This is a genomic window from Microbacterium sp. NRRL B-14842 (genome assembly GCF_050470785.1).
The window spans coordinates 1,921,529-1,940,562 of sequence record NZ_JBFLUM010000001.1 but is presented as its reverse complement, the minus strand read 5'-3'; the positions used below and the strand labels follow the sequence as shown (position 1 = coordinate 1,940,562).

At 72.4% G+C, this 19,034-nt stretch carries 13 protein-coding genes; 7 read left to right on the top strand and 6 right to left on the bottom strand.

The window, feature by feature from the left end:
* Nucleotides 1-6 precede the first annotated feature (6 nt).
* Nucleotides 7-1,029: an endonuclease/exonuclease/phosphatase family protein gene (locus AB1285_RS09600; RefSeq protein ID WP_268777745.1), complete on the bottom strand. Its 1,023-nt coding sequence runs from the start codon at nt 1,027-1,029 to the stop codon at nt 7-9.
* 115 nt (nt 1,030-1,144) lie between these two features.
* Between AB1285_RS09600 and AB1285_RS09595 the strand changes: the two genes are divergently transcribed.
* Both AB1285_RS09595 and AB1285_RS09590 read left to right on the top strand, forming a co-directional pair.
* Complete coding sequence (locus AB1285_RS09595; RefSeq protein WP_259953115.1) at nt 1,145-2,008, top strand: PHP domain-containing protein; 864 nt, start codon at nt 1,145-1,147, stop codon at nt 2,006-2,008.
* Between the two features lie 62 nt (nt 2,009-2,070).
* Entirely contained in the window at nt 2,071-3,000 is a 930-nt protein-coding gene (locus tag AB1285_RS09590; protein ID WP_370428710.1) for a DUF817 domain-containing protein, read from the top strand.
* Here AB1285_RS09590 and AB1285_RS09585 read toward each other — a convergent pair.
* Nucleotides 2,987-4,507 carry a DEAD/DEAH box helicase gene (locus AB1285_RS09585; RefSeq protein ID WP_259953118.1) on the bottom strand — a complete coding sequence of 507 codons (1,521 nt, stop codon included), beginning with the start codon at nt 4,505-4,507 and terminating at the stop codon, nt 2,987-2,989. The genes AB1285_RS09590 and AB1285_RS09585 overlap by 14 nt on opposite strands.
* Before the next feature lie 196 nt (nt 4,508-4,703).
* Between AB1285_RS09585 and AB1285_RS09580 the strand changes: the two genes are divergently transcribed.
* Nucleotides 4,704-5,417: a ferritin-like fold-containing protein gene (locus tag AB1285_RS09580; RefSeq protein WP_060923156.1), complete on the top strand. Its 714-nt coding sequence runs from the start codon at nt 4,704-4,706 to the stop codon at nt 5,415-5,417.
* Between the two features lies 1 nt (nt 5,418).
* On the opposite strand, the gene AB1285_RS09575 is transcribed toward AB1285_RS09580, so the two are convergent.
* Together AB1285_RS09575 and AB1285_RS09570 are read right to left on the bottom strand one after the other, a co-directional pair.
* Nucleotides 5,419-5,706, bottom strand: coding sequence for a hypothetical protein (locus AB1285_RS09575; RefSeq protein WP_187663666.1), 288 nt, complete (start codon nt 5,704-5,706; stop codon nt 5,419-5,421).
* A gap of 7 nt (nt 5,707-5,713) precedes the next feature.
* Complete coding sequence (locus AB1285_RS09570; RefSeq protein WP_025102974.1) at nt 5,714-5,938, bottom strand: DUF3107 domain-containing protein; 225 nt, start codon at nt 5,936-5,938, stop codon at nt 5,714-5,716.
* A 151-nt stretch (nt 5,939-6,089) separates the two neighbouring features.
* On the opposite strand from AB1285_RS09570, the gene AB1285_RS09565 reads away from it, so the two are divergent.
* Both AB1285_RS09565 and AB1285_RS09560 read left to right on the top strand, forming a co-directional pair.
* A complete protein-coding gene (locus tag AB1285_RS09565; protein WP_370428711.1) occupies nt 6,090-9,299 on the top strand; it encodes an ATP-dependent helicase in 3,210 nt (1,069 codons plus the stop codon).
* Nucleotides 9,296-12,769, top strand: a complete 3,474-nt coding sequence (locus AB1285_RS09560; RefSeq protein WP_370428712.1) for an ATP-dependent DNA helicase — start codon at nt 9,296-9,298, stop codon at nt 12,767-12,769. The genes AB1285_RS09565 and AB1285_RS09560 overlap by 4 nt, the downstream gene beginning before the upstream one ends.
* On the opposite strand, the gene AB1285_RS09555 is transcribed toward AB1285_RS09560, so the two are convergent.
* Nucleotides 12,715-14,067, bottom strand: a complete 1,353-nt coding sequence (locus AB1285_RS09555) for a phosphotransferase (protein WP_370428713.1) — start codon at nt 14,065-14,067, stop codon at nt 12,715-12,717. The genes AB1285_RS09560 and AB1285_RS09555 overlap by 55 nt on opposite strands.
* Before the next feature lie 64 nt (nt 14,068-14,131).
* Here AB1285_RS09555 and nudC point away from each other — a divergent pair, with 64 nt between their 5' ends.
* Together nudC and AB1285_RS09545 are read left to right on the top strand one after the other, a co-directional pair.
* Complete coding sequence (gene nudC / locus AB1285_RS09550; RefSeq protein ID WP_259953135.1) at nt 14,132-15,013, top strand: NAD(+) diphosphatase; 882 nt, start codon at nt 14,132-14,134, stop codon at nt 15,011-15,013.
* Nucleotides 15,010-16,731 carry an ATP-dependent helicase gene (locus AB1285_RS09545; protein ID WP_187663671.1) on the top strand — a complete coding sequence of 574 codons (1,722 nt, stop codon included), beginning with the start codon at nt 15,010-15,012 and terminating at the stop codon, nt 16,729-16,731. The genes nudC and AB1285_RS09545 overlap by 4 nt, the downstream gene beginning before the upstream one ends.
* Nucleotides 16,732-17,557: 826 nt before the next feature.
* On the opposite strand, the gene AB1285_RS09540 is transcribed toward AB1285_RS09545, so the two are convergent.
* The gene (locus tag AB1285_RS09540; protein WP_187663672.1) at nt 17,558-18,970 is read right to left on the bottom strand and encodes a zinc-dependent metalloprotease; all 1,413 of its coding nucleotides are present in this window, start codon (nt 18,968-18,970) and stop codon (nt 17,558-17,560) included.
* Between the last annotated feature and the right edge of the window lie 64 nt (nt 18,971-19,034).

Here is a 19,034-nt window from a genome sequence, read left to right as displayed (position 1 = left end):
GCGTGATCAGCCGGCCGGCTCGAGCTGCACGATGAGGGCGCGGTGGTCGCTCCCGCCGGCATCCTCGAGGACGGCAGAGCCGGTGGGGCGCCAGTTGGCGGACGCCATCACGTGATCGATGGGGGCACCGGCGAGGGCGGGGAACGAGCTCGGCCAGGTGCCGGACATCCCGTTGCCGGTCCGGGAGGCGACGTCCCGGCAGTAGCCGATGTCGCCGCCGTCGACGCCGAGGGAGGCCATGTGATCCACGGTCGCGTTGAAGTCTCCGGCGAGGATGAAGTCACCCGCAGGGCACTGGTCGGCGATCCACTGCAGATCGCTCTGCCATTGCTGCATCTCCTCCATGCGCGGCGCGACGGCGTGCACGGCGACGATCGTGGGGCCGTCCCCGTCGATCGGCATGAGCACGGCGCTCGGCACGGATCCGGTGTTGTTGCTTCCGTCCTTGGAGGACTCGATCACGGAGTACTCGCCGAGCTCGGGAGCCACCAGGACCGTGGTCTGCCACGACTGCGGGCCGTCCTCCACGTCCGGGCGGAACTGCACATGGTGCACCCACATCGGATGGCCCTGCTCGCGCAGCATGAGCGCGATCCGCTCGCCGACCTCTTCGGTGGTCTCCGGCAGCGCCACCACGTCGGCCTCCTGCTCGAGGATCTCCCGGGCGATCTGCTCGGCGGAGACGGCCTCACCCGCCGTGTTCCAGGTGAGCACCCGCAGACTCGTGTCCGTCCGCTCAGGCAGGGCCGCCACCCCGAAGCCGCGGGTCGCTCCGATCGCACCCGTCGCCGCAGCACCGAGGAGGGCGACGATCAGGACCGAGGCCGCGAACCCTCGCAGCGGTCGGGCGAGGAGCAGCAGCAGCGCCAGCACCGCGATGACCAGGAACCCGCCGAGCACGAGGCCGCGGGCGGCGACGAGCTGAGCGAACGGGTAGGTCTGCTCGAGGTGGAAGAACTGCGGCCACACCACGATCGCCGACGCGATCGCGAAGAGCACGGTGAGCAGGATCCCCAGGAGACGAAACATCCCCTCCAGCCTAGAAGCGCCGCCTGTGAAGTCCCTGCCTCGCATCGCCGGTCCGTCCACGCGATCCGGGTCCGGTTTCCGCGCCACGCGCGTCGACGCTCGGTACGCTCGGAGGATGCCCGTTCCACCCGCCGGTCCTGCCGACCTGCACCTGCACTCCAACCACTCCGACGGCACCGAGTCGCCCGCCGAGGTCATGAGGCAGGCGCATCGGCACGGCGTACGGACCGCCGCGCTCACGGACCACGACCGCACCACGGGCTGGACGGAGGCCGGCGACGCCGCCGTCGCGCTCGGCATGACCTTCCTCCCCGGGATGGAGCTGTCAGCCAAACACGAGTGGCGCAGCGTGCACGTGCTCGGCTATCTCTTCGATCCGGAGGATGCGGCGCTGCGGGCGGAGACCGACCGGATCCGGAACGACCGGATCGGACGAGCGGAGCGCATCGTCCGCAACATCGGCCGCGATTACGACCTGCACTGGGATGACGTCCTCGCCCAGACGACGCTCGACGCGACGGTCGGTCGGCCCCACATCGCGGACGCGCTGGTGGCGCGCGGCATCGTTCGGGATCGGGGCGAGGCCTTCGACGGCATCCTCCATCCGCGGGAGGGCTACTACGAGCCGCACTACGCCCCGGACCCGCTGACCGCCGTGAGGCTTCTCACCGAGGCGGGCGGCGTGGCGATCATCGCGCACCCTGTGACGGCGGGCCGTGATCGGATGATGCCGGTGCCGTACATCGAGCGTCTGATCGACGCGGGGCTGGCCGGATTCGAGGTGGACCACCGGGAGAACACCGCCGCCGGCAAGCGGCTGCTGCGCGAACTGGCAGCCCGGCACGACCTCATCGTCACCGGGTCCAGCGATTACCACGGCACCGGAAAACCGAACGTGCCGGGGGAGAACACCACCGCGGCGGACATGGTCGCCCGGATCATCGATCGCGCCTCCGGCTCCGGCCCGCGGCGTCCCTGACCCCGGCGGACTGTCGGCGGTCTCCCGGCATTCTGTCGAGGCGGACCGATACGGTCCGAGGCATGCAACGTGCCACCTCCCTGGAGCGCCGCGTCGACGCGATCGCTCGCCGACTCCTCCGTGCGGTGCCGACATCGGGCTTCCGCGCCGGGCTGGCCGAGTTCCTCGTCTTCGTGCTGAAGCAGGCCTGGGCCTGCGTGTTCGGTGCGGCGCTGCTGGTGGTGATCGTCGCCGCCCGCCTCTGGTACCCCGACGACGCCGCGCTCGCCCGCAACGATGCGCTGACGATCGCGGCCGTGCTCATCCAGGTGGCCATGCTCGTGTTCCGCCTCGAGAGCGGGCGGGAGCTCTGGGTGATCGTGCTCTTCCACATCACCGGCACGGCGATGGAGCTGTTCAAGACCGACGTCGGTTCCTGGGCGTATGCCGCGGACGGCATCCTCCGCATCGGGGGAGTCCCGCTGTTCAGCGGGTTCATGTACGCGGCGGTCGGCTCCTACATGGTGCGCGTGTACCGGCTGTTCGACCTCGGGTTCACCCGCTACCCGCGCCGGTGGTTGACGGCCGTCCTGGCCGCCGCCATCTACGTCAACTTCTTCACCCACCACTGGTGGTGGGATGCCAGGTGGCTGCTCCTCGCCGGGGTGGTGGTGCTGTGGCTGCCCACCGTCATGCACGCCCGCGTATGGCGCCGCACCATCCGGCTGCCGCTCCTCGCGGTCTTCGCCGGGGTGGCGGTGTTCATCTACCTGGCCGAGAACATCGGCACCTGGGCAGGCGCGTGGGCGTATCCCGACCAGGCGGCGGGGTGGCAGCCCGTGTCCCTGAGCAAGCTCAGCTCCTGGTTCCTGCTGATGATCATCTCGGTGGTGCTCGTCGCCTGGGTCTACCCGCCGCAGGTTCCGGCCGACCTCCTGCACGACGAAGGGCGCCCCACGGTAGACCGTGCGGGCGCCCCTCGGACGACGATGACGCGGGTCAGGCGCCGGTGACGGGTGCCGCCCCGGTGCCGGAGCCGCCGCGACGACGGCGGCGACGGCGGGCGGGGGCGGGCTTGCCGTCGTGGTGCTCCTTGCCGGCGCCGTCGTGGGTGCCGGCACCCTCGGCGCCGCGGTCGGCGGTCTGCGCGGCGGAACCCTCGCCGGACGACCCTTCGGGCGTGCCCTCCGCGAACGTGGAGCCGACAGACGACGAGCCGGTGCGGCGGCGGCGACGGCGGCGCGTGCCGCCCTCTCCGGTGCCCTCTTCGGCGGCGTCCGCGGCGCGCTCCGGACGACGGGTGCGCTCCGTCTTGACCGCTTCCTTCTTCGGCGCGCTCACGAGCCGCCCCTTCGTCCCCTCGGGGATGTCGAGGTCGGTGTACAGGTGCGGGCTCGACGAGTAGGTCTCGACCGGCTCGGGCTGACCGAACTCGAGCGCGCGGTTGATGAGGGCCCACTTGTGCAGGTCCTCCCAGTCCACGAACGTCACCGCGATCCCGGTCTTGCCCGCGCGGCCCGTGCGTCCCGCGCGGTGGAGGTAGGTCTTCTCCTCGTCGGGGATGGTGTGGTTGATGACGTGGGTGACGTCGTCGACGTCGATACCGCGGGCTGCCACGTCCGTCGCCACGAGGACGTCCTTCTTGCCGGCCTTGAACGCGGCCATGGAGCGCTCACGCTGGTCCTGTCCCATGTCGCCGTGGACGCCGCCCACGTTGAAGCCGCGGTCGCTCAGCTCGTCCACCAGACGCTGCGCTGCGCGCTTCGTGCGCGTGAAGATGACCGTCTTCCCCCGGCCCTCGGCCTGCAGGATGCGAGCGATGACCTCGTCCTTGTCCAGCGAGTGGGCGCGGTAGACGAGGTGCTTGATGTTCGCCTGCGTCAGGCCCTCGTCCGGGTCGTTGGCGCGGATGTGGATCGGGTTGGTCATGAACCGCCGTGCCAGCGCGACGATCGGACCGGGCATGGTCGCGGAGAACAGCTGCGTGTGCCGCACCGCGGGGACCTTCTGGAAGATCTTCTCGATGTCGGCGAGGAAGCCGAGGTCGAGCATCTTGTCGGCCTCGTCGAGCACGACCTCGGTCGCGTTCGAGAGGTCGAGGAGGCGCTGGCCGGCGAGGTCGATGAGACGCCCCGGCGTGCCGACGACGATCTGCGCTCCGGCCTTGAGCTGGTCGATCTGCCCTTCGTACGCCTTGCCGCCGTAGATGGCGACGACGCTGGTGGAGCGGTTGCTCGTGAGCAGATCGATGTCCTCGTAGACCTGCACCGCGAGCTCGCGGGTCGGGACGACGATGAGGGCCTTGACCCCGTGCTCCGGATCCTTCCCGAGGCGCTGCACGACCGGGATGCCGAAGCCGAAGGTCTTGCCGGTACCGGTCTTCGCCTGTCCGATGATGTCCTGCCCCGGGAGCCCGAGGGGGATGGTCTGCTCCTGGATCGGGAAGGCATCGACGATGCCCTTCGCGGCCAGTGCGTCGACGATGTCCTGATCGATGCCGAGTTCGGCGAAAGTTGTCACTGTTGTTCAGATGCCTGTCCGGCGACCATGCGCGATCGCCTCGTAAACGGAGCCACGCCGTCTCGTGTGCCACAGGCGCGGGGCCCCGCTCCGACGGCGGGGACACGCCCAGCCTACCGGAGGGGCGGCTCCGGGCAGGGAGGACGTCTTCTGCCGAGTATTGTGAACGACGTGGCCGACTCGGGAGGAACACCTCGTGGTTAAGTGGTTCTGGCAGCGCGACGCCGCGCCGCGACGCACCCTGGCGCTGCGCAGCCGCGGCGAGCAGAGCGATGCGACGCGTGTCGACTTCGCGGAGCTGGCGCCGGAGCTCGACCGATTCCTCGGCCAGGCGGCCTACCTCCAGCTCGGCTACTTCGAGACGCTGACGCGGCTCATCCGCGCGACTCCCGAGCTGGCCGAGAAGGAGTCGCTGTCCCGGGCCGCCGGTGCGGCGCTCACCAAGCACCGGGGCATCGTCGACATCATCGCGGCGCGCGGTCAGGACCCGACGCAGCTCATGCTCCCGTTCCGCGAGCACCTGGACGCGTTCCGGCGCAAGACCATCGGGGCGCGCCCGCGCGAGACCCTGCTCGCGGTCTACATCACGGCGGGCATGCTCGACGACTTCTATCTCGCGCTCGCTTCGAGCTACGGCGAGACGGGGCGGCGGGTCGCGGAGATCCTGCGCGAGGACGACGCGCGCCACGAGATCGTCGCGATCATCCAGGAGACGATCGAGAGCGACGAGGAGTGGCGCTCGCTGCTGTCCATGTGGGCGCGGCGTCTCGTGGGCGACACGATCCTCGTCTGCCGCGCGGCCCTGCGGCCGGAGCTCCTCGCCGTGGAGGAGGCCCGCATCGAGCCGGTGTACACCGAGCTCATGGGGGCGCACGCCCGGCGCATGGACGCGATGGGCCTCGCGTCCTAGCTCAGATCCCGAGCGCGGCTCTCCGCTGCTCGTCGCCGCGTCGACGCGCTGCGGTGAGAGCCGCGGCGGCGAGCGCCGCGACCGCGGCGGCTCCGAGGGTGCTCGCCAGCCACAGCCAGACGCTGTCCTCGCCCACGCCGGACCACTGCAGAGCCGTGTAGACGATCGCCGAGACGGCCGTCGCGATCGCCGGGGCGAGTGCGACGCCGCGCCGTTCGCGACCGCCGATCAGGAAGTGCGCGGCGATGCCGAGCACGCAGGCGCCGACGAGGGCGAGGAGGATGTACATGCGCGGGTCAGGCGACGAAGCCCACGCGACGCGACTCCTCGGTGCCCAGCTCGATGTAGGCGAGGTTCGCGGTCGGCACGATGTAGGAGTTGCCCTTCACGTCGGCGAAGCTCAGGTGCGAGGCGCTCTGCTCGAGCGCGGCGGAGACCTGGGTGCGGACCTCGTCCGCCGTGGCAGCGGTGTCGAAGCTCAGCTCGCGGCCGGTGTTGATGATGCCGATGCGGATTTCCACGGGTGCTCCTTGCAGGTCGTCGGACTCGGCCAACTCTATCGCGCACCGAGCGGGGGAGACCGGCGGCGTCGGTCGTTTCGCCCTGAGCGCACAACCCGCGAGGAGGTTCGCCCTCGACGCCGATGTCCGCGCCTCCCGATAGCGTGGAGGGATGATGTCGGATGCCGCGCAGCGAGCCGTGATCACGGCGCCGCCGACCGCGTCGGGCGTCGTGATCGGTGCCCCCGGCACCGGTAAGACGCGCACGCTCGTCGACCGTGTGGTGCAGCTCCTCGAAGTCGAAGGGCTGCGGCCGGAAGAGGTGCTGGCGCTCACGCCGAGCCGACAGGCGGCCACCGCGCTGCGCGACCGGATCGGCGTGCGCATCGGCCAGGCGACGCCGGGACCGCTGGCCCGGTCGCTCGGGTCGTTCGCGTTCCAGCTCGTCCGCGGCGCGATGGTGAGGGAGGGCGCGGAGCCGCCGGCTCTGCTCACCGGCGCCGATCAGGACCGCATCATCGCCGAACTGCTCGCCGGCGATGCCGAGGACGCCCGCATCGCCTGGCCTCCGGCGCTCAGCGAGCCCGTCCGCGCCTCGAAGGGCTTCCGCTCCGAACTCCGCGCCTTCCTCGCGGAGTGCACGGAGCTGGGGGCGAGCCCGGCCGAACTGCGCGCCACCGGCGATGCGGTGTGGACGGCGGCGGCCGACTTCGTGGAGGAGTACCGCGCAGTGCTCGATGCCCTACGGGCCGCGCACCGCGACGCCGCCGATCTGCTCAGCGAGGCAGCGGGGATCCTCCGCACGGCTGACAGCGCGACCCTCGGGCCGCTGTCGCCCCTGCGGGTGGTGCTCATCGACGACGCCCAGGAGCTGACGCGCGGAGGCATCGGCGTGGTGCAGGCGCTCCTCGACCGGGGCATCGCGGTCCACGCATTCGGCGACCCGGACATCTCCTCCGGTGCCTTCCGCGGAGCCAGCCCCGAGCTGTTCGCGCAACTCGCCGGCGCGCTCACCACCGTGCACGTGCTCGACGGCGCCCACCGTCAGCGCCCGCTGCTGACCGCGTTGACGCGCACGGTGACGCAGGCGATCGGCGTCTCGGGACGCGTCGAGCATCGGCGCGCCCCGGCGCCCACCGCGGGGGACGACAGCGCGGAGGTCTCGACCTTCCTCGCGCCGTCGCCCTACGAGGAGTTCGACCGCATCGCGGGAGTCATGCGCGACTGGCATCTGAGCGCCGGCATCCCGTGGGAGCGGATGGCGGTCATCGCCCACGACACCCGTCAGGTCACAGCCTTGGAGACCGAGCTGGCCGCGCGCGAGATCCCGACGAGGGCCGCCGGGGTGCAGCGCCCGCTCGGGAGCGAGGGGATCGTGCGCGACATCGTCGGCATCGTGCGGCTCGCGCTGACTCCGGACGAGGACCGCACCGTGCAGGCCTGGGAGGAGGCGCTGCGGACGCCGTTCGGCGGAATGGACGCGATCGCGCTCCGTCGGCTGCGCGCGCGGCTCCGCCACCTCGAACTCGGTCAGGGCGGGTCGACTCCCGCGCGCGAGCTGCTGCGCGCGGCGATGTCGGCGCCGGCCACCCTCACGCTCATCGATGCACCGGAGTCGCGGACCGCCGAGCGCTTCGCCGAGACGGTCGCCGGCGTCGCTCGTGCGGCGGCGGAGGGGGAGACGATCCACGACCTCCTGTGGCGCATCTGGGAGCAGGCCAGGGCCGTCGACGGGCGGCGGCTGCAGGTCGCGTGGCGGGAGATCTCGCTGCTGCCGACCGGAGCCGAGACGGCGCGATCCCTGGATGCTCTCGTGGCTCTGTTCGACGCGGCCAAGCGCTTCGTCGAGCGCACACCCGACGAGCGCCCCGAGGTCTTCGTGCGCGACATCCTCGACAGCGAGGTGCCGGAGGACACGCTGTCGTCCCCGGACCGGCCGGGGACGGTCACCCTTCTCACGCCGGCCACCGCGCTCGGCACGGAGTTCGACGCGGTGGTCGTCGCCGGTGTGCAGGACGGCGTCTGGCCCAACGTACGGCTGCGTGGCGGGCTGCTCCAGACCTGGCGGCTCGCCGACGCGCTGACCGCGGCGCGCTCCGGCCTCCCGGCGGAGGTACCGGGCGTGCTCGACCGGCGTCGGGCGGCGCTCCACGACGAGTTGCGGCTGTTCGTGCGGGCACTCTCGCGGGCGCGCCATCGCCTCCTCATCACCGCGGTGGACGATGACGACCTGTCACCCAGCGCCTTCTTCGGATTCCTTCCCCCTCCGGAGCCGCCGGAGCGTCATGCCTCCGCGGAGCACCCGCTCACGCTGCGCGGGCTGGTCGCGCGGCACCGTCGGGTGCTCACCACGACACACGCCGAACCCGCGAGGCGCGAGGCGGCCGCCCAACTCGCCGTCCTCGCCCGGGAGGGCGTGCCGGGAGCGCATCCGCACGACTGGTACGGCGTCACGGCGCCCTCGACGGCGGCGCCGCTGCGCGATCTCGCTGCGAGCGGAGCCCGGGTGTCGCCCTCGGCGGTGGAGTCGTACGAGGAATGCGGGCTCAACTGGGTCGTCTCGGCTCTCGGCGGCGACACCGTCATGCCGCCGACGGCGGGCATCGGCACGATCGTCCACGAGGCGATGGAGCGCGTGCCGGACGGCGACCTCGCGCGCATGCGGGAGATCGTCGAGGAGCACTGGCCGGAGCTCGACTTCGAGACGGCCTGGATCGGGCGCAAGGAGCGCCGTCGCGCCGACCTGTTCGTCGACCGGCTGCACAGCTACCTCGGTGAGGTGACGAGGGACGGCGGGCGCGTCCTCGGCAGCGAGGTGGAGTTCCGGTTCGCCGTCGACGTGTCCGGCGAGACCGCCGAGCCGAGCGTCTACCCGGTGGGGGAGGACCGCGGTCACCGCGCCATCGTGCACGGCTACATCGATCGGGTCGAGGCGTATCCGCCCGGCGCGGGCGAACACGGACCGGCGCGCGGCCGCGGCTGGCAGTCGATGGCCGGCGGGCCGGAGGGGACCACGGTGGTCGTCGACCTCAAGACCGGGAAGACCGATCCGGAGGCGGACGGGGGCGTCGTCGACCATGCCCAGCTCGCGGCCTATCAGATCGCTGTGCAGGAGGGGCTCGTGCCCGGTGCCGCGCCCGGTTCGCTCGGGGGCGCGCGTCTGGTGATCGTCTCGAAGACCCTGGCGAAGAGCGACTACCGCGTCGCGCACCAGCACGCCTTGGACGCCGAGGCCCGGTCGCAGTTCCTGCACCGGGTCGCCGAGGTCGCCCGCGGCATGTCGGCGGCGAGCTTCACCGCACAGGTCGAGGCGCACTGCGCCGACACGCAGCGCCGGGTCCATCCCTGCCGCATCCACACCGTGCCGGCGGTGAGCGCATGACCGCAGGAGCCCCGGACGCCGTGCTCTCGGCGACCGACATCGCCGCCGCGCTCGGACTGCCGACCCCGACGCCCGCCCAGCAGCAGGTGATCGAGGCGCCGCTGGAGCCGGCGCTCGTCGTCGCCGGGGCGGGCAGCGGCAAGACGGAGACCATGTCGGCCCGGGTGGTCTGGCTCGTCGCGAACGGGCTCGTCCGCCGGGACGAGGTCCTCGGCCTCACGTTCACCCGCAAGGCGGCGGGGGAGCTCGCGGAGCGCATCGGCGCCCGCCTCGCCGTCGTCGACGAATACGGTCGGCGGGGCCTGCTCCCGCATCTCCCGGAGATCGTCGCCGGAGGGGCACTGCGTCGAGTGGCGGAGGCCGCGCCGGGGCGGCAGCGCGAACTCGTGCGCAGCCATGTCCTCGACGAGCTCGCCCAGCACTACGGCACGGCCGGGGAGCCCGGGGCGCTCCGCACCGCCGACGACCTCCTCATCCGTCCCCGCGTCTCGACCTACAACGCCTTCGCCGACGGCATCGTGCGTGAGCACGCCGCACGCATCGGCCGGGATCCCGATGTGGCGATGCTCAGCCAGGCGGCGTCCTGGATGCTGGCGCGGGAGGTCGTGCTCCGCAGCGATCTGCCGGAGCTGGAGGAGGTCGACTACGCCCTCGGAACAGTCATCGACGCCGTGCAGCGGCTCGCCGGCGCGGCGCTCGACCATCGCGTCGACCTCGCCGAGGCCGAGCGTCTCGCGGCAGCACAGGCCGCGGCGTTCGAGCCCTACCGCTCCCATGCCGATGTCGAGAAGGCGGCGGTCAACCTGCGCACCCTCCCGACTCTGACCAGCCTCGTGCGCGACTACATCGCCGAGAAGGACCGGCGCGGCGTGCTCGACTTCGCCGACCAGGTGTCCGGAGCGTACGACATCGTCGAGTCCGCGCCGGACGTCCGCGCCGAGCTCCGGGAGCAGCACCGGGTCGTGCTGCTCGACGAATACCAGGACACCTCGGTGATCCAGACGCGCTTCCTCGCGGAGCTGTTCCGCGACACGGCGGTCATGGCCGTCGGCGATCCGCACCAGTCGATCTACGGCTGGCGTGGAGCCAGCGCCGACAACCTCTACGCGTTCCCCCGATCCTTCTCTAGCGCCGGAGAGGTACGCACCTACAGCCTCATGACGAGCTGGCGCAACGACTGGCGGATCCTCGACGTCGCGAACCGGGTGCTGGGGCCCCTGCAGCGCCCCGGACTCGACGTCCCGCCGCTGGAACCGCGGCCCGGCGCCGGGGAGGGTACGGTCGCCGTGCGCTACCCGTTCACCGTCGACGACGAGGCCGCCGAGGTCGCGGCCTGGTTCGCGGAGCGTCGTGCCGCCCACGAGGAGACCTCCGACTCCCCGCACACCGGCGCCATCCTGTTCCGGTCCAAACGCCATATGCAGACCTTCGCCGGCGCGCTCGCCGCGCGAGGCATCCCGCACCGCATCCTCGGACTCGGGGGCCTGCTCGCCACGCCCGAGGTCGTCGACGTGGTCTCGACCCTGCGGGTGGTGCACGACCCGACGGCCGGTTCGGCGCTGATCCGGCTCCTGACGGGCCCGCGCTTCGGCGTCGGGGTGGCGGATATGGCGGCGCTGTACGAGCTGGGACGCGCGCTCGCGGAGCGCGACACCGCCCTCATGCCCCTGCCGGAAGAGGTGCGGGCGCGGCTGCGCTCCTCCCGCGGTGCCGACGAGGCCGTCTCCATCGTGGACGCGGTCGACATCGTGCGCGCGGTCCGCGACGACTATCGCCTGCTGGAGGGCATCACCCCGGAGGGCCGCTCACGGATCCGCGCCGCGGGGGAGATGCTGGAGCGCCTGCGTCGCGCGTCGTCCCAGCCGATCCCGGAACTCATCCGGCTCATCGAGCTGGAGCTGCGATTGGATATCGAGCTCGCCGCCAACGAGACCCGGGGACCCGCGCGGGTCGCAGCCACCCAGCTGCGGGCGTTCGCCGACGAGGTGCGCGCGTTCCTCGCCGCCGACGAGCGCGGCACGATCGGCAGCCTGCTGGCCTGGCTCGACAAGGCGGAGAGCACCGACGAACTCATGCCCCGACCGGAGCCCCCGGAGCCCGGGGTCGTGCAACTGCTCACGATCCACGGGTCGAAGGGCCTGGAGTGGGACGCCGTCGCGGTCGTGCGCCTCGTCGTCGACGAGCTGCCGGGGCGGGTGTCCGACACCTCGGGATGGTTCGGGTTCGGCGTCGTGCCGTTCGCGCTGCGCGGAGACCGCGACGCGCTCCCGCGTTTCGTCTGGGACCCGGAGGAGGCGATGGAGGGCGAGGCCGACCCCGGCAAGCGGCAGAAGCTCGCACAGGCGTCGCTGTCGGGCGGGGCGACGAAAGCGAACCCCCACGGCGGCGCGCTCAAGCGCTTCAAGGACGCCTACCGGGAGTATCAGCGCCAGGAGGAGCGTCGTCTCGCCTACGTGGCGATCACCCGCGCCAAGAGCGACCTGCTGCTGAGCGGCGCCCACTGGGCGGGTCAGAAGGCGCCGCGCACGCCGAGTCCGTACCTCCTGGAGGCCATCGACGTCCTCGGGCTCGACGCGATCCCTCCGGTCGACCCGGACGAGAACCCGTACGACGGTCCCGGCGCCACGCTGCACTGGCCGCTCGACCCGCTCGGCGGACGGCGCCCCGTGGTGAGCGCCGCGGCGGCGGTCGTCGAGGAGGCCCTCCAGGGCGATACCCTCGAGCCGACCGAGGAGTTGCGCCGGCTCCTCGACGAGCGCGCCGCCCGCCAGCGCGGGACGGACGCGGAGGCACCCACGCGAGTGCCCGCCTCCCGGTTCAAGGACTACGTCACGGACTACACCGGGACCCTGTCCTCGCTCGTGCGCCCGATGCCCGAACAACCGTACCGCCAGACCCGTCTGGGGACCCTGTTCCACGCGTGGGTCGAGCAGCGCTCCGAGCTCGTCGGTGTCGGAACCCGGGTGGACGAGGCGCTCTGGGAGGTCGACGAGGACGACGGTGCACCGGGTGCTCCGGCATCCGGTGCCGCTGCGGACGCCGCCGACCTCGCCGCACTGCAGGAGACCTTCGAGCGGAGCGAGTGGGGGCTGTTGCAGCCGCTCGCCGTGGAGATCGAGATCGACTTCGCGCTGGGAGCCGGTCTCCCCGGAGTGCGCCCCGACGCGACGGAAGCCCACATCGTCATCTGCAAGCTCGACGCGGTGTACCGACGCGCCGACCGCGGCGGACGGATCGAGATCGTCGACTGGAAGACCGGGCGGGCGCCACGCACACCGCAGGAGCGCGAGGAGCGCATGCTGCAGCTGGCCCTCTACCGGCTCGCGTACCACCGGCGTTTCGGCGTCCCGCTCGAAGAGATCGACGTGGCGCTGTACTACGTGGCCGACGACCTCGTCATCCGCGGGGACCGCGTCTACTCCGAGGAGGAGCTCTTCCAGCGCTGGAGCGCCGCCCGCGCCGCGCGCTGAGCCTCTTCGGAATCGTCGTCGTCCGCCGAGGGGGAGGAGGGGAAGGAAGTCTCGACCCGTCCGCTTCCGCGCGTCTCGGCGAACGCGTGCGCGACGCCGGAGAGGTCCTCGGTCTCGATGCTCGCCACGGCGGCACGATGTTCCGCGTCGGACTGCGACGGCGCGCCCGCGGGCTCGCCCGCCCCCGCCACCGACGACCCGGTGCGCGCGGCGTCGAGATCCACGTCGTCCGCCTCCGCCGCCCAGAGCTCTTCCGGGTTGTAGGCATCGGTCTGCATCGAGGTGTCCACCTCGGGAGCGGCCGCCACCGGCACGCGGTCGAGCGCGTCCATCGCCGAGTCCACGTCCGAGCGGCGATCACCGGGCACGCCGAGATCGTCGTGGCGCAGGCCGTCGGCGAGAGCCTCCAGCAGCGCGGCCGCGTCCTCCACGATGTCCTCGCGCCGCAGCGCGTCCCCGTGGACGAGCCAGCGGGCGAACTCCAGCTCGGCGAGCAGCCGCGCACGGATCTCGAGACCGGCGTCGGGAGTTCGATCCATCGCACGGGCGTACGCGCCGTGCACGTCGGCCGCGGCGTCGGGCGCGGCCGACAGCCAGGACAGGTCGAGCGCCGGATCGCCGACCGCGAGACCGTGCCAGCCGATCACGCCGGTGACCTCGGGGCCGCGCTCGGGATGATCGTCGAAGAGGAACGACGTGGCCTGCGCGCCGCCGAGCACGACCGTCGACTCGAAGCGCCACAGGTCGTCGTCGGCGACGGCCTCCCGCCACCGCACCGTGAGGCGGGCGGGGACGCGTCCCGTGGCTGCGGCGGTGTCGACGAGCCGTTCCAGCTCGGCGCGGCTCTCCTCCGCACTGCGCATCACGAGTCCGGCACCGCGGACGACCGACGTCGGCAGCGCGTGCACGGCGGCGATCGCGGCCCCCATGGACTCCGCGGCGCCGCGTCCGGCGGGAACCATCGACGCCTCGATCTGGAAGCCGGGGAGCAGTTCGGTCACGAGCGCTCGGCCCTCGCCCACCCTCGTCTCGCCGACGTATCCGGGAGCGCGGAACGGGAGCATGGCGCGCGCGCCGTCGGTGAGGGCGCGGAGCGCGAGGGCTTCGGCCGCCAGCTCGCGCGCGGCGTCATCATCGTCCGCCACGCGGATCGCGAGCTCCCGGCCGTCGGCGAGGGAGGCGACGGCGGAGTCGAAGCGCCCGTCGCCGTTCGCGGTGAGCGCCCGGGTGCCCGTGACCTCCGCGCCGGGAAGTGCGGCCGTCACCGCCGCGGCTAGAGTGAATGGAGAGCGTCCCATGCCCCCAGGGTAGGTCGGCTCAGGGGCGGTCCCGCCTCCGCCACGCCCGTGAGAGAGGGAGTCGATGAGCATTCCGCGCCCGTTCTTCGACCGCGCCGCCGAACTCCGCGAGGAGGAGGGCGTGATCGAGCGTCTCCGCGGCCTCGCGGCCTCGCGCGTCATCGTCGTCCGGGAGGGGCGTGTGCGCGTCGCGGCCTCGGCGCTGCTGCGCGTCTCGGCGGACGACGTCACGGACGGGACATGGGCGCTGCTCGGTCGGGAAGCCGACGGCTCCGCGCTCCTGCTCGCCGCGCTGCCGCCGGAGACCGATGCTCTCGACACGGCGCCGGACGAGATCTGGCTCGGCCTCCGCGACCTCGGCGGGCGCCTGGACGCCGGGGAGTCCGAGGTGCTCGTCGCCGCGGTCGCGCTGGCCGGCTGGCTCCGCGACGCCCCGTTCTGCCCCACCTGCGGCGGAGGGACGGAGCTGCGCAACGCGGGCTGGTCGCGGCGGTGCCTGGTCTGCGGCCGCGAGCACTTCCCGCGGACCGACCCCGCGGTGATCGTCGCCGTCGAGAGCGCGGACGGCGAGCGGTTGCTGCTCGGTGCCAATGCGAACTGGGGCGGTCGCATGTACTCCTGCTTCGCCGGTTTCACGGAGGCGGGCGAATCCCTCGAGGCCACCGTGCACCGGGAGATCGAGGAGGAGTCCGGCGTGCGCCTCTCGACGCTGCGCTACATCTCCTCGCAGGCGTGGCCCTTCCCCCGCTCGCTCATGGTCGGGTTCCGCGCCGCGGTCGAAGACGAAGCCGCGGCCAGACCCGACGGCGAGGAGATCATCGACGTGCGCTGGTTCACGCGGGAGGAGATCGGCTCCGCGCTCGCCGGGGACGGTCCCGTCGGGTTGCCGGGACCCGCCTCGATCGCGCGCGCTCTCATCGTCGACTGGTTCGAGGAGCGCCCGTGAGCGCACTCGATGCCCTCGACGAGCGGCAGCGAGCGGCGGCTTCGGTCCTGCGGGGGCCGGTGGCGGTGCTCGCGGGTGCCGGAACCGGGAAGACCAGAGTCATCACGCACCGCATCGCGCACGGGGTGGACACCGGTGCCTACTCGCCGTCCCGGGTGATGGCGGTGACGTTCACCGCGAAGGCCGCCGGTGAGCTCCGCGGACGCCTCCGTGCACTGGGCGTCGAAGGCGTCGCCGCCCGCACCTTCCACGCGGCCGCGCTCGCTCAGCTCAACTTCTTCTGGCCCACGCTGGCGGGGGCCCCCGCGCCGTCGATCATCGACAACAAGGTGCGCATGCTCGGTCAGGCCGCCGATGCCCTCCGCCTGCGTCCCCGCACGGCGACCCTGCGCGACATCGCCTCGGAGATCGAGTGGCGGAAGGTGTCGATGATCTCGATCGACCGGTACGCCGAGCTGGGCCGTCCGATCACCGGGATCGACCCCACCCAGCTCGTGGAGCTGATGCGCGGCTACGAGGCGCTGAAGGACGAGCGTCATCAGCTCGACTTCGAGGACGTGCTGCTCGCCTGTGCGGGGATGCTGGAGACCGAGCCACGGGTCGCAGCCGCCGTTCACGAGCAGTACCGGCACTTCACCGTGGACGAGTTCCAGGACGTGTCGCCGCTCCAGAACCGGCTCCTGGAGCTGTGGCTGGGCGATCGGCACGACATCTGCGTGGTGGGCGACGCCAGCCAGACGATCTACTCGTTCGCGGGGGCGGAGCAGCGGTTCCTCCTCGAGTTCGAAAGGCGGCACCCCGACGCGACGGTCATCCGGCTGGAGACGAACTACCGGTCCCAGGCCCCCATCCTGACGGCGGCGAACGCGCTGATGCACGGTCGCCCCGGGGCGCTGGAGCTGGTCCCCGCGCGGGAGCACTTCACCGCCGAGCCGCCGACGGTCACGGCGTACGACTCGGAGTCGGAGGAGGCCGCGGGGATCGCGGCCGGTGTCGCGGCCCGTATCGCCGACGGCGCCTCCCCGTCCGAGATCGCCGTGCTGTATCGGGCCCATGCGCAGTCCGCGGTGCTCCAGCAGGCGCTCGCCGCCGAGGGGATCGCCACCTCGGTGCTCGGCGGCACGCGATTCTTCGCCATGCCGGAGGTACGCCAGGCGATCCTCGCGCTCCGTGCGGCGGCGGTCGCGCCGACCGAGCACGGATTCCTGCCAGGGGTGCGGCGGGTGCTTCGCGAGCTGGGACTCACCGAGGAGCCGCCGGCCGCCGGGGGAGCTCAGCGCGACGGCTGGGAGGCGCGACGGGCCATCCTGCGGCTCGCGGAGGATGCCGGTCCGGAAGCGACCCTGCGATCGTTCAGCGACGAGCTCATGGCCCGCGCGAAGGATCAGCACGAGCCGACGATGCGGACGGTGACACTGTCGACGCTGCATGCGGCCAAGGGCCTCGAATGGCCGCACGTCTACCTCGCGGGGTGGGCGGAGGGGTCGCTGCCCATCTCGTATGCCACGACGTTCGAGGCCGTGGACGAGGAGCGTCGCCTCGCCTACGTGGGGGTCACGCGGGCTGCGCGCACGCTGGAGCTGTCCTGGGCACGATCGGCGGGGCGCGGCGAACGGGCGCCCTCGCGGTTCCTGGCGGAGATGGGGACGACGGGTCGCGGCACAGGCATTCTGCGCGAAATCGCACCGAACGCCACCCGATCACGCCGTCCGCGCTGATCCGGGCGATGCGGGCGGCCTCGGGGTCCGCGAGGAGACGCGCAGCGACCGCTCCGGCCGCAGCCACCCTGGCGAGTGTGATGCGCCCGGGGTCGCGGCCGACGAGCTGACCGTGGAGCAGCGGCCAGGCAGGGTCCCGAGCGGTGTCCTCGGCATCCCGGCAGGTCAGACACGGCGTGAGCCCCGGCACGACCAGCGGTCCCACGGTGATGCGCGCCGGCTCGACGGCGATCGGCAGGTGCGGGGAGTCCGTGCGCAGGAACGGCGCGAACTGCACGGCGGCCGCCGCACCGGGAACGAGGACGACGGCGACCACCGTCGATGCCGGCGCCGAGGTCGTCGCGAGCGACACCCCTTCGTCGGCGAGCGCCTCGCACAGCCGCCCTTCGGCGCGGGTGTCGGTGAGCCCGAGCGTGGACACCCGGGCGGCGAGCGGGCGGGCGGGCTCGTCCTGCAGTGCCGGTTCGACGATGGCCAGCAGCCGTCTGGCCTCCTCCCGCGGCGCTCCCGCGCGGTGCGCGATGACATCGAAGGCGCTGCGTCGGAACCCTCGGCGCATGCGGCTGAGGAGCCGTTCGACCCAGGGCTCGGACGCCGGGACCCGGATGGCGGGATCGTCGCCGACCTGGAGGGTCATCCCGTCGCGCCAGAGCAGCGGGAATGCGGGGTCGAGACGGGTCAGGGTCGTCGGGGTGAGCGGCACCCCTCGATTCTGCGGAGCATCGTGGAGCCGCAGGCCGATTCGGGGGATCGGTGGAGAAGTCGGCGGTCCGTCCGTGGTCGGGGAGGGAGAGTGATCGTCCGTCCCCGACCCGGATGGCCGGACTCAGACCGGGCGCTCGCCCTCCGGAGTGTCGTCGTCGCCGTCGGTGCGCGGATCCGTGTCGCCGTCCTCGGCGGGCGCCTCCGCGGAGAAGTCGTCGCCGTCCAGCAGGCGGGCGAGCGCCTCATCGAATTCGTCGGCCTCGGGCTGCTCCCCGCGCTCCGCGGCCTGCAGACGCGCGATCAGGGCCGTCGGGTCGTCGATGTCCTCGGCGGTGGGCATGAGGTCCGGGTAGTCCCAGAGGGAGTCCCGGGCGGCGACGCCGACCGCGTCCGTGACCGCCCGCCACATGGCCGAGGCCTCGCGGATGCGTCGCGGTCGGAGCTTGAGCCCGACCAGCGCACCCAGAGCGTCCTCCGCGGGGCCGCCGACGGCACGGCGACGACGGGCCGCCTCGGCGATCCGGCCGCCGTCCGGCAGTCGGGAGGTGGCCTCCGCCGTGACGACGTCGACCCACCCGTCGATCGTCGCGATGAGGTTCTCCAGGCGGGCGAGGGCCTCGCGCTGCGCCTCGGTCTGGGTCGGGAGCAGGGCTCCGCCCTCGATCGCCGCGCGCAGCTCCTCGGGGTTCGAGGGGTCGAGGCGGCTCGCCACGTCCTCCAGGGCATCGACATCCACCGTCACGCCGCGGGCGAAGTCGGTGATCTGCGCCATCACGTGCAGGTGCAGCCACTTGGCGTGCCGATACAGGCGGGCGTAGGCGAGCTCGCGCGTCGCGACGTAGAGGGCGATCTGGTCTGCCGGGATCTCGAGCCCCTCGCCGAACGCGGTGAGGTTCTGCGGGATCACGGCGGCCGTACCCGCGGGGAGCACCGGGATGCCCACGTCGCCCCCGGAGACGACCTCGAGGGAGAGGTTGCCGAGGACCTGACCGAACTGGGCGGCGAACACCGATCCGCCGAGGCCCCGCATCAAGCGTCCCGCGCCCTGCACCACGCCGCGCATCTCCTCGGGCACCTGGGTGTCGAGGGCGGACGTCAGCGCGTCGGCGATGCTCGTCGAGACGGGGCCGGCGATCTCCTTCCACACCGGAAGGGTCCTCTCGACCCACTCGCCGCGGGTCATCGCCACCGGCGGCTCTGCGAGCTCGGAGATGGTGGTCGCCTCGCTCAGCCAGAGACCTGCGAGTGCGAACGAGTCTGCGAGGGAGGAGCGGGAGCCGTCGCCGATGCCCTGACCCTCGCGGTTGGCGATGTGCAGGGCCTGCCGGAGCGAGTTCTCCCAGGGATCACCGCCGAAGGCGCCCTGGAGCTGCGACATGATCGTCTGCATCATCGCCGGGTCGAAGGCGAAGCCGTCCATCCCCTGGAAGGCGCCGCGCAGCGCCTCGGGGTCGATGTCTCCACCGCCCTGGTTCGAGAGCATCCGTCGCAGGAACTCCTGGAAGTCCTCCGGGTTCGGTTCGTTGTCTGCCATGTCGCTCGCCCTCTCAGCACGTCTGAAGCCGTGGCATCTACGCTAGTCACAGGTTTCAGTGCGC

Excerpts from the sequence above, each read along its gene's own strand:
- AB1285_RS09540 (WP_187663672.1), bottom strand. The coding sequence starts at position 18,970 with ATGGCAGACAACGAACCGAACCCGGAGGACTTCCAGGAGTTCCTGCGA.
- AB1285_RS09560 (WP_370428712.1), top strand. The coding sequence starts at position 9,296 with ATGACCGCAGGAGCCCCGGACGCCGTGCTCTCGGCGACCGACATCGCC.
- AB1285_RS09555 (WP_370428713.1), bottom strand. The coding sequence starts at position 14,067 with ATGGGACGCTCTCCATTCACTCTAGCCGCGGCGGTGACGGCCGCACTT.
- AB1285_RS09595 (WP_259953115.1), top strand. The coding sequence starts at position 1,145 with ATGCCCGTTCCACCCGCCGGTCCTGCCGACCTGCACCTGCACTCCAAC.
- AB1285_RS09590 (WP_370428710.1), top strand. The coding sequence starts at position 2,071 with ATGCAACGTGCCACCTCCCTGGAGCGCCGCGTCGACGCGATCGCTCGC.
- AB1285_RS09600 (WP_268777745.1), bottom strand. The coding sequence starts at position 1,029 with ATGTTTCGTCTCCTGGGGATCCTGCTCACCGTGCTCTTCGCGATCGCG.
- AB1285_RS09575 (WP_187663666.1), bottom strand. The coding sequence starts at position 5,706 with ATGTACATCCTCCTCGCCCTCGTCGGCGCCTGCGTGCTCGGCATCGCC.
- nudC (WP_259953135.1), top strand. The coding sequence starts at position 14,132 with ATGAGCATTCCGCGCCCGTTCTTCGACCGCGCCGCCGAACTCCGCGAG.
- AB1285_RS09565 (WP_370428711.1), top strand. The coding sequence starts at position 6,090 with ATGATGTCGGATGCCGCGCAGCGAGCCGTGATCACGGCGCCGCCGACC.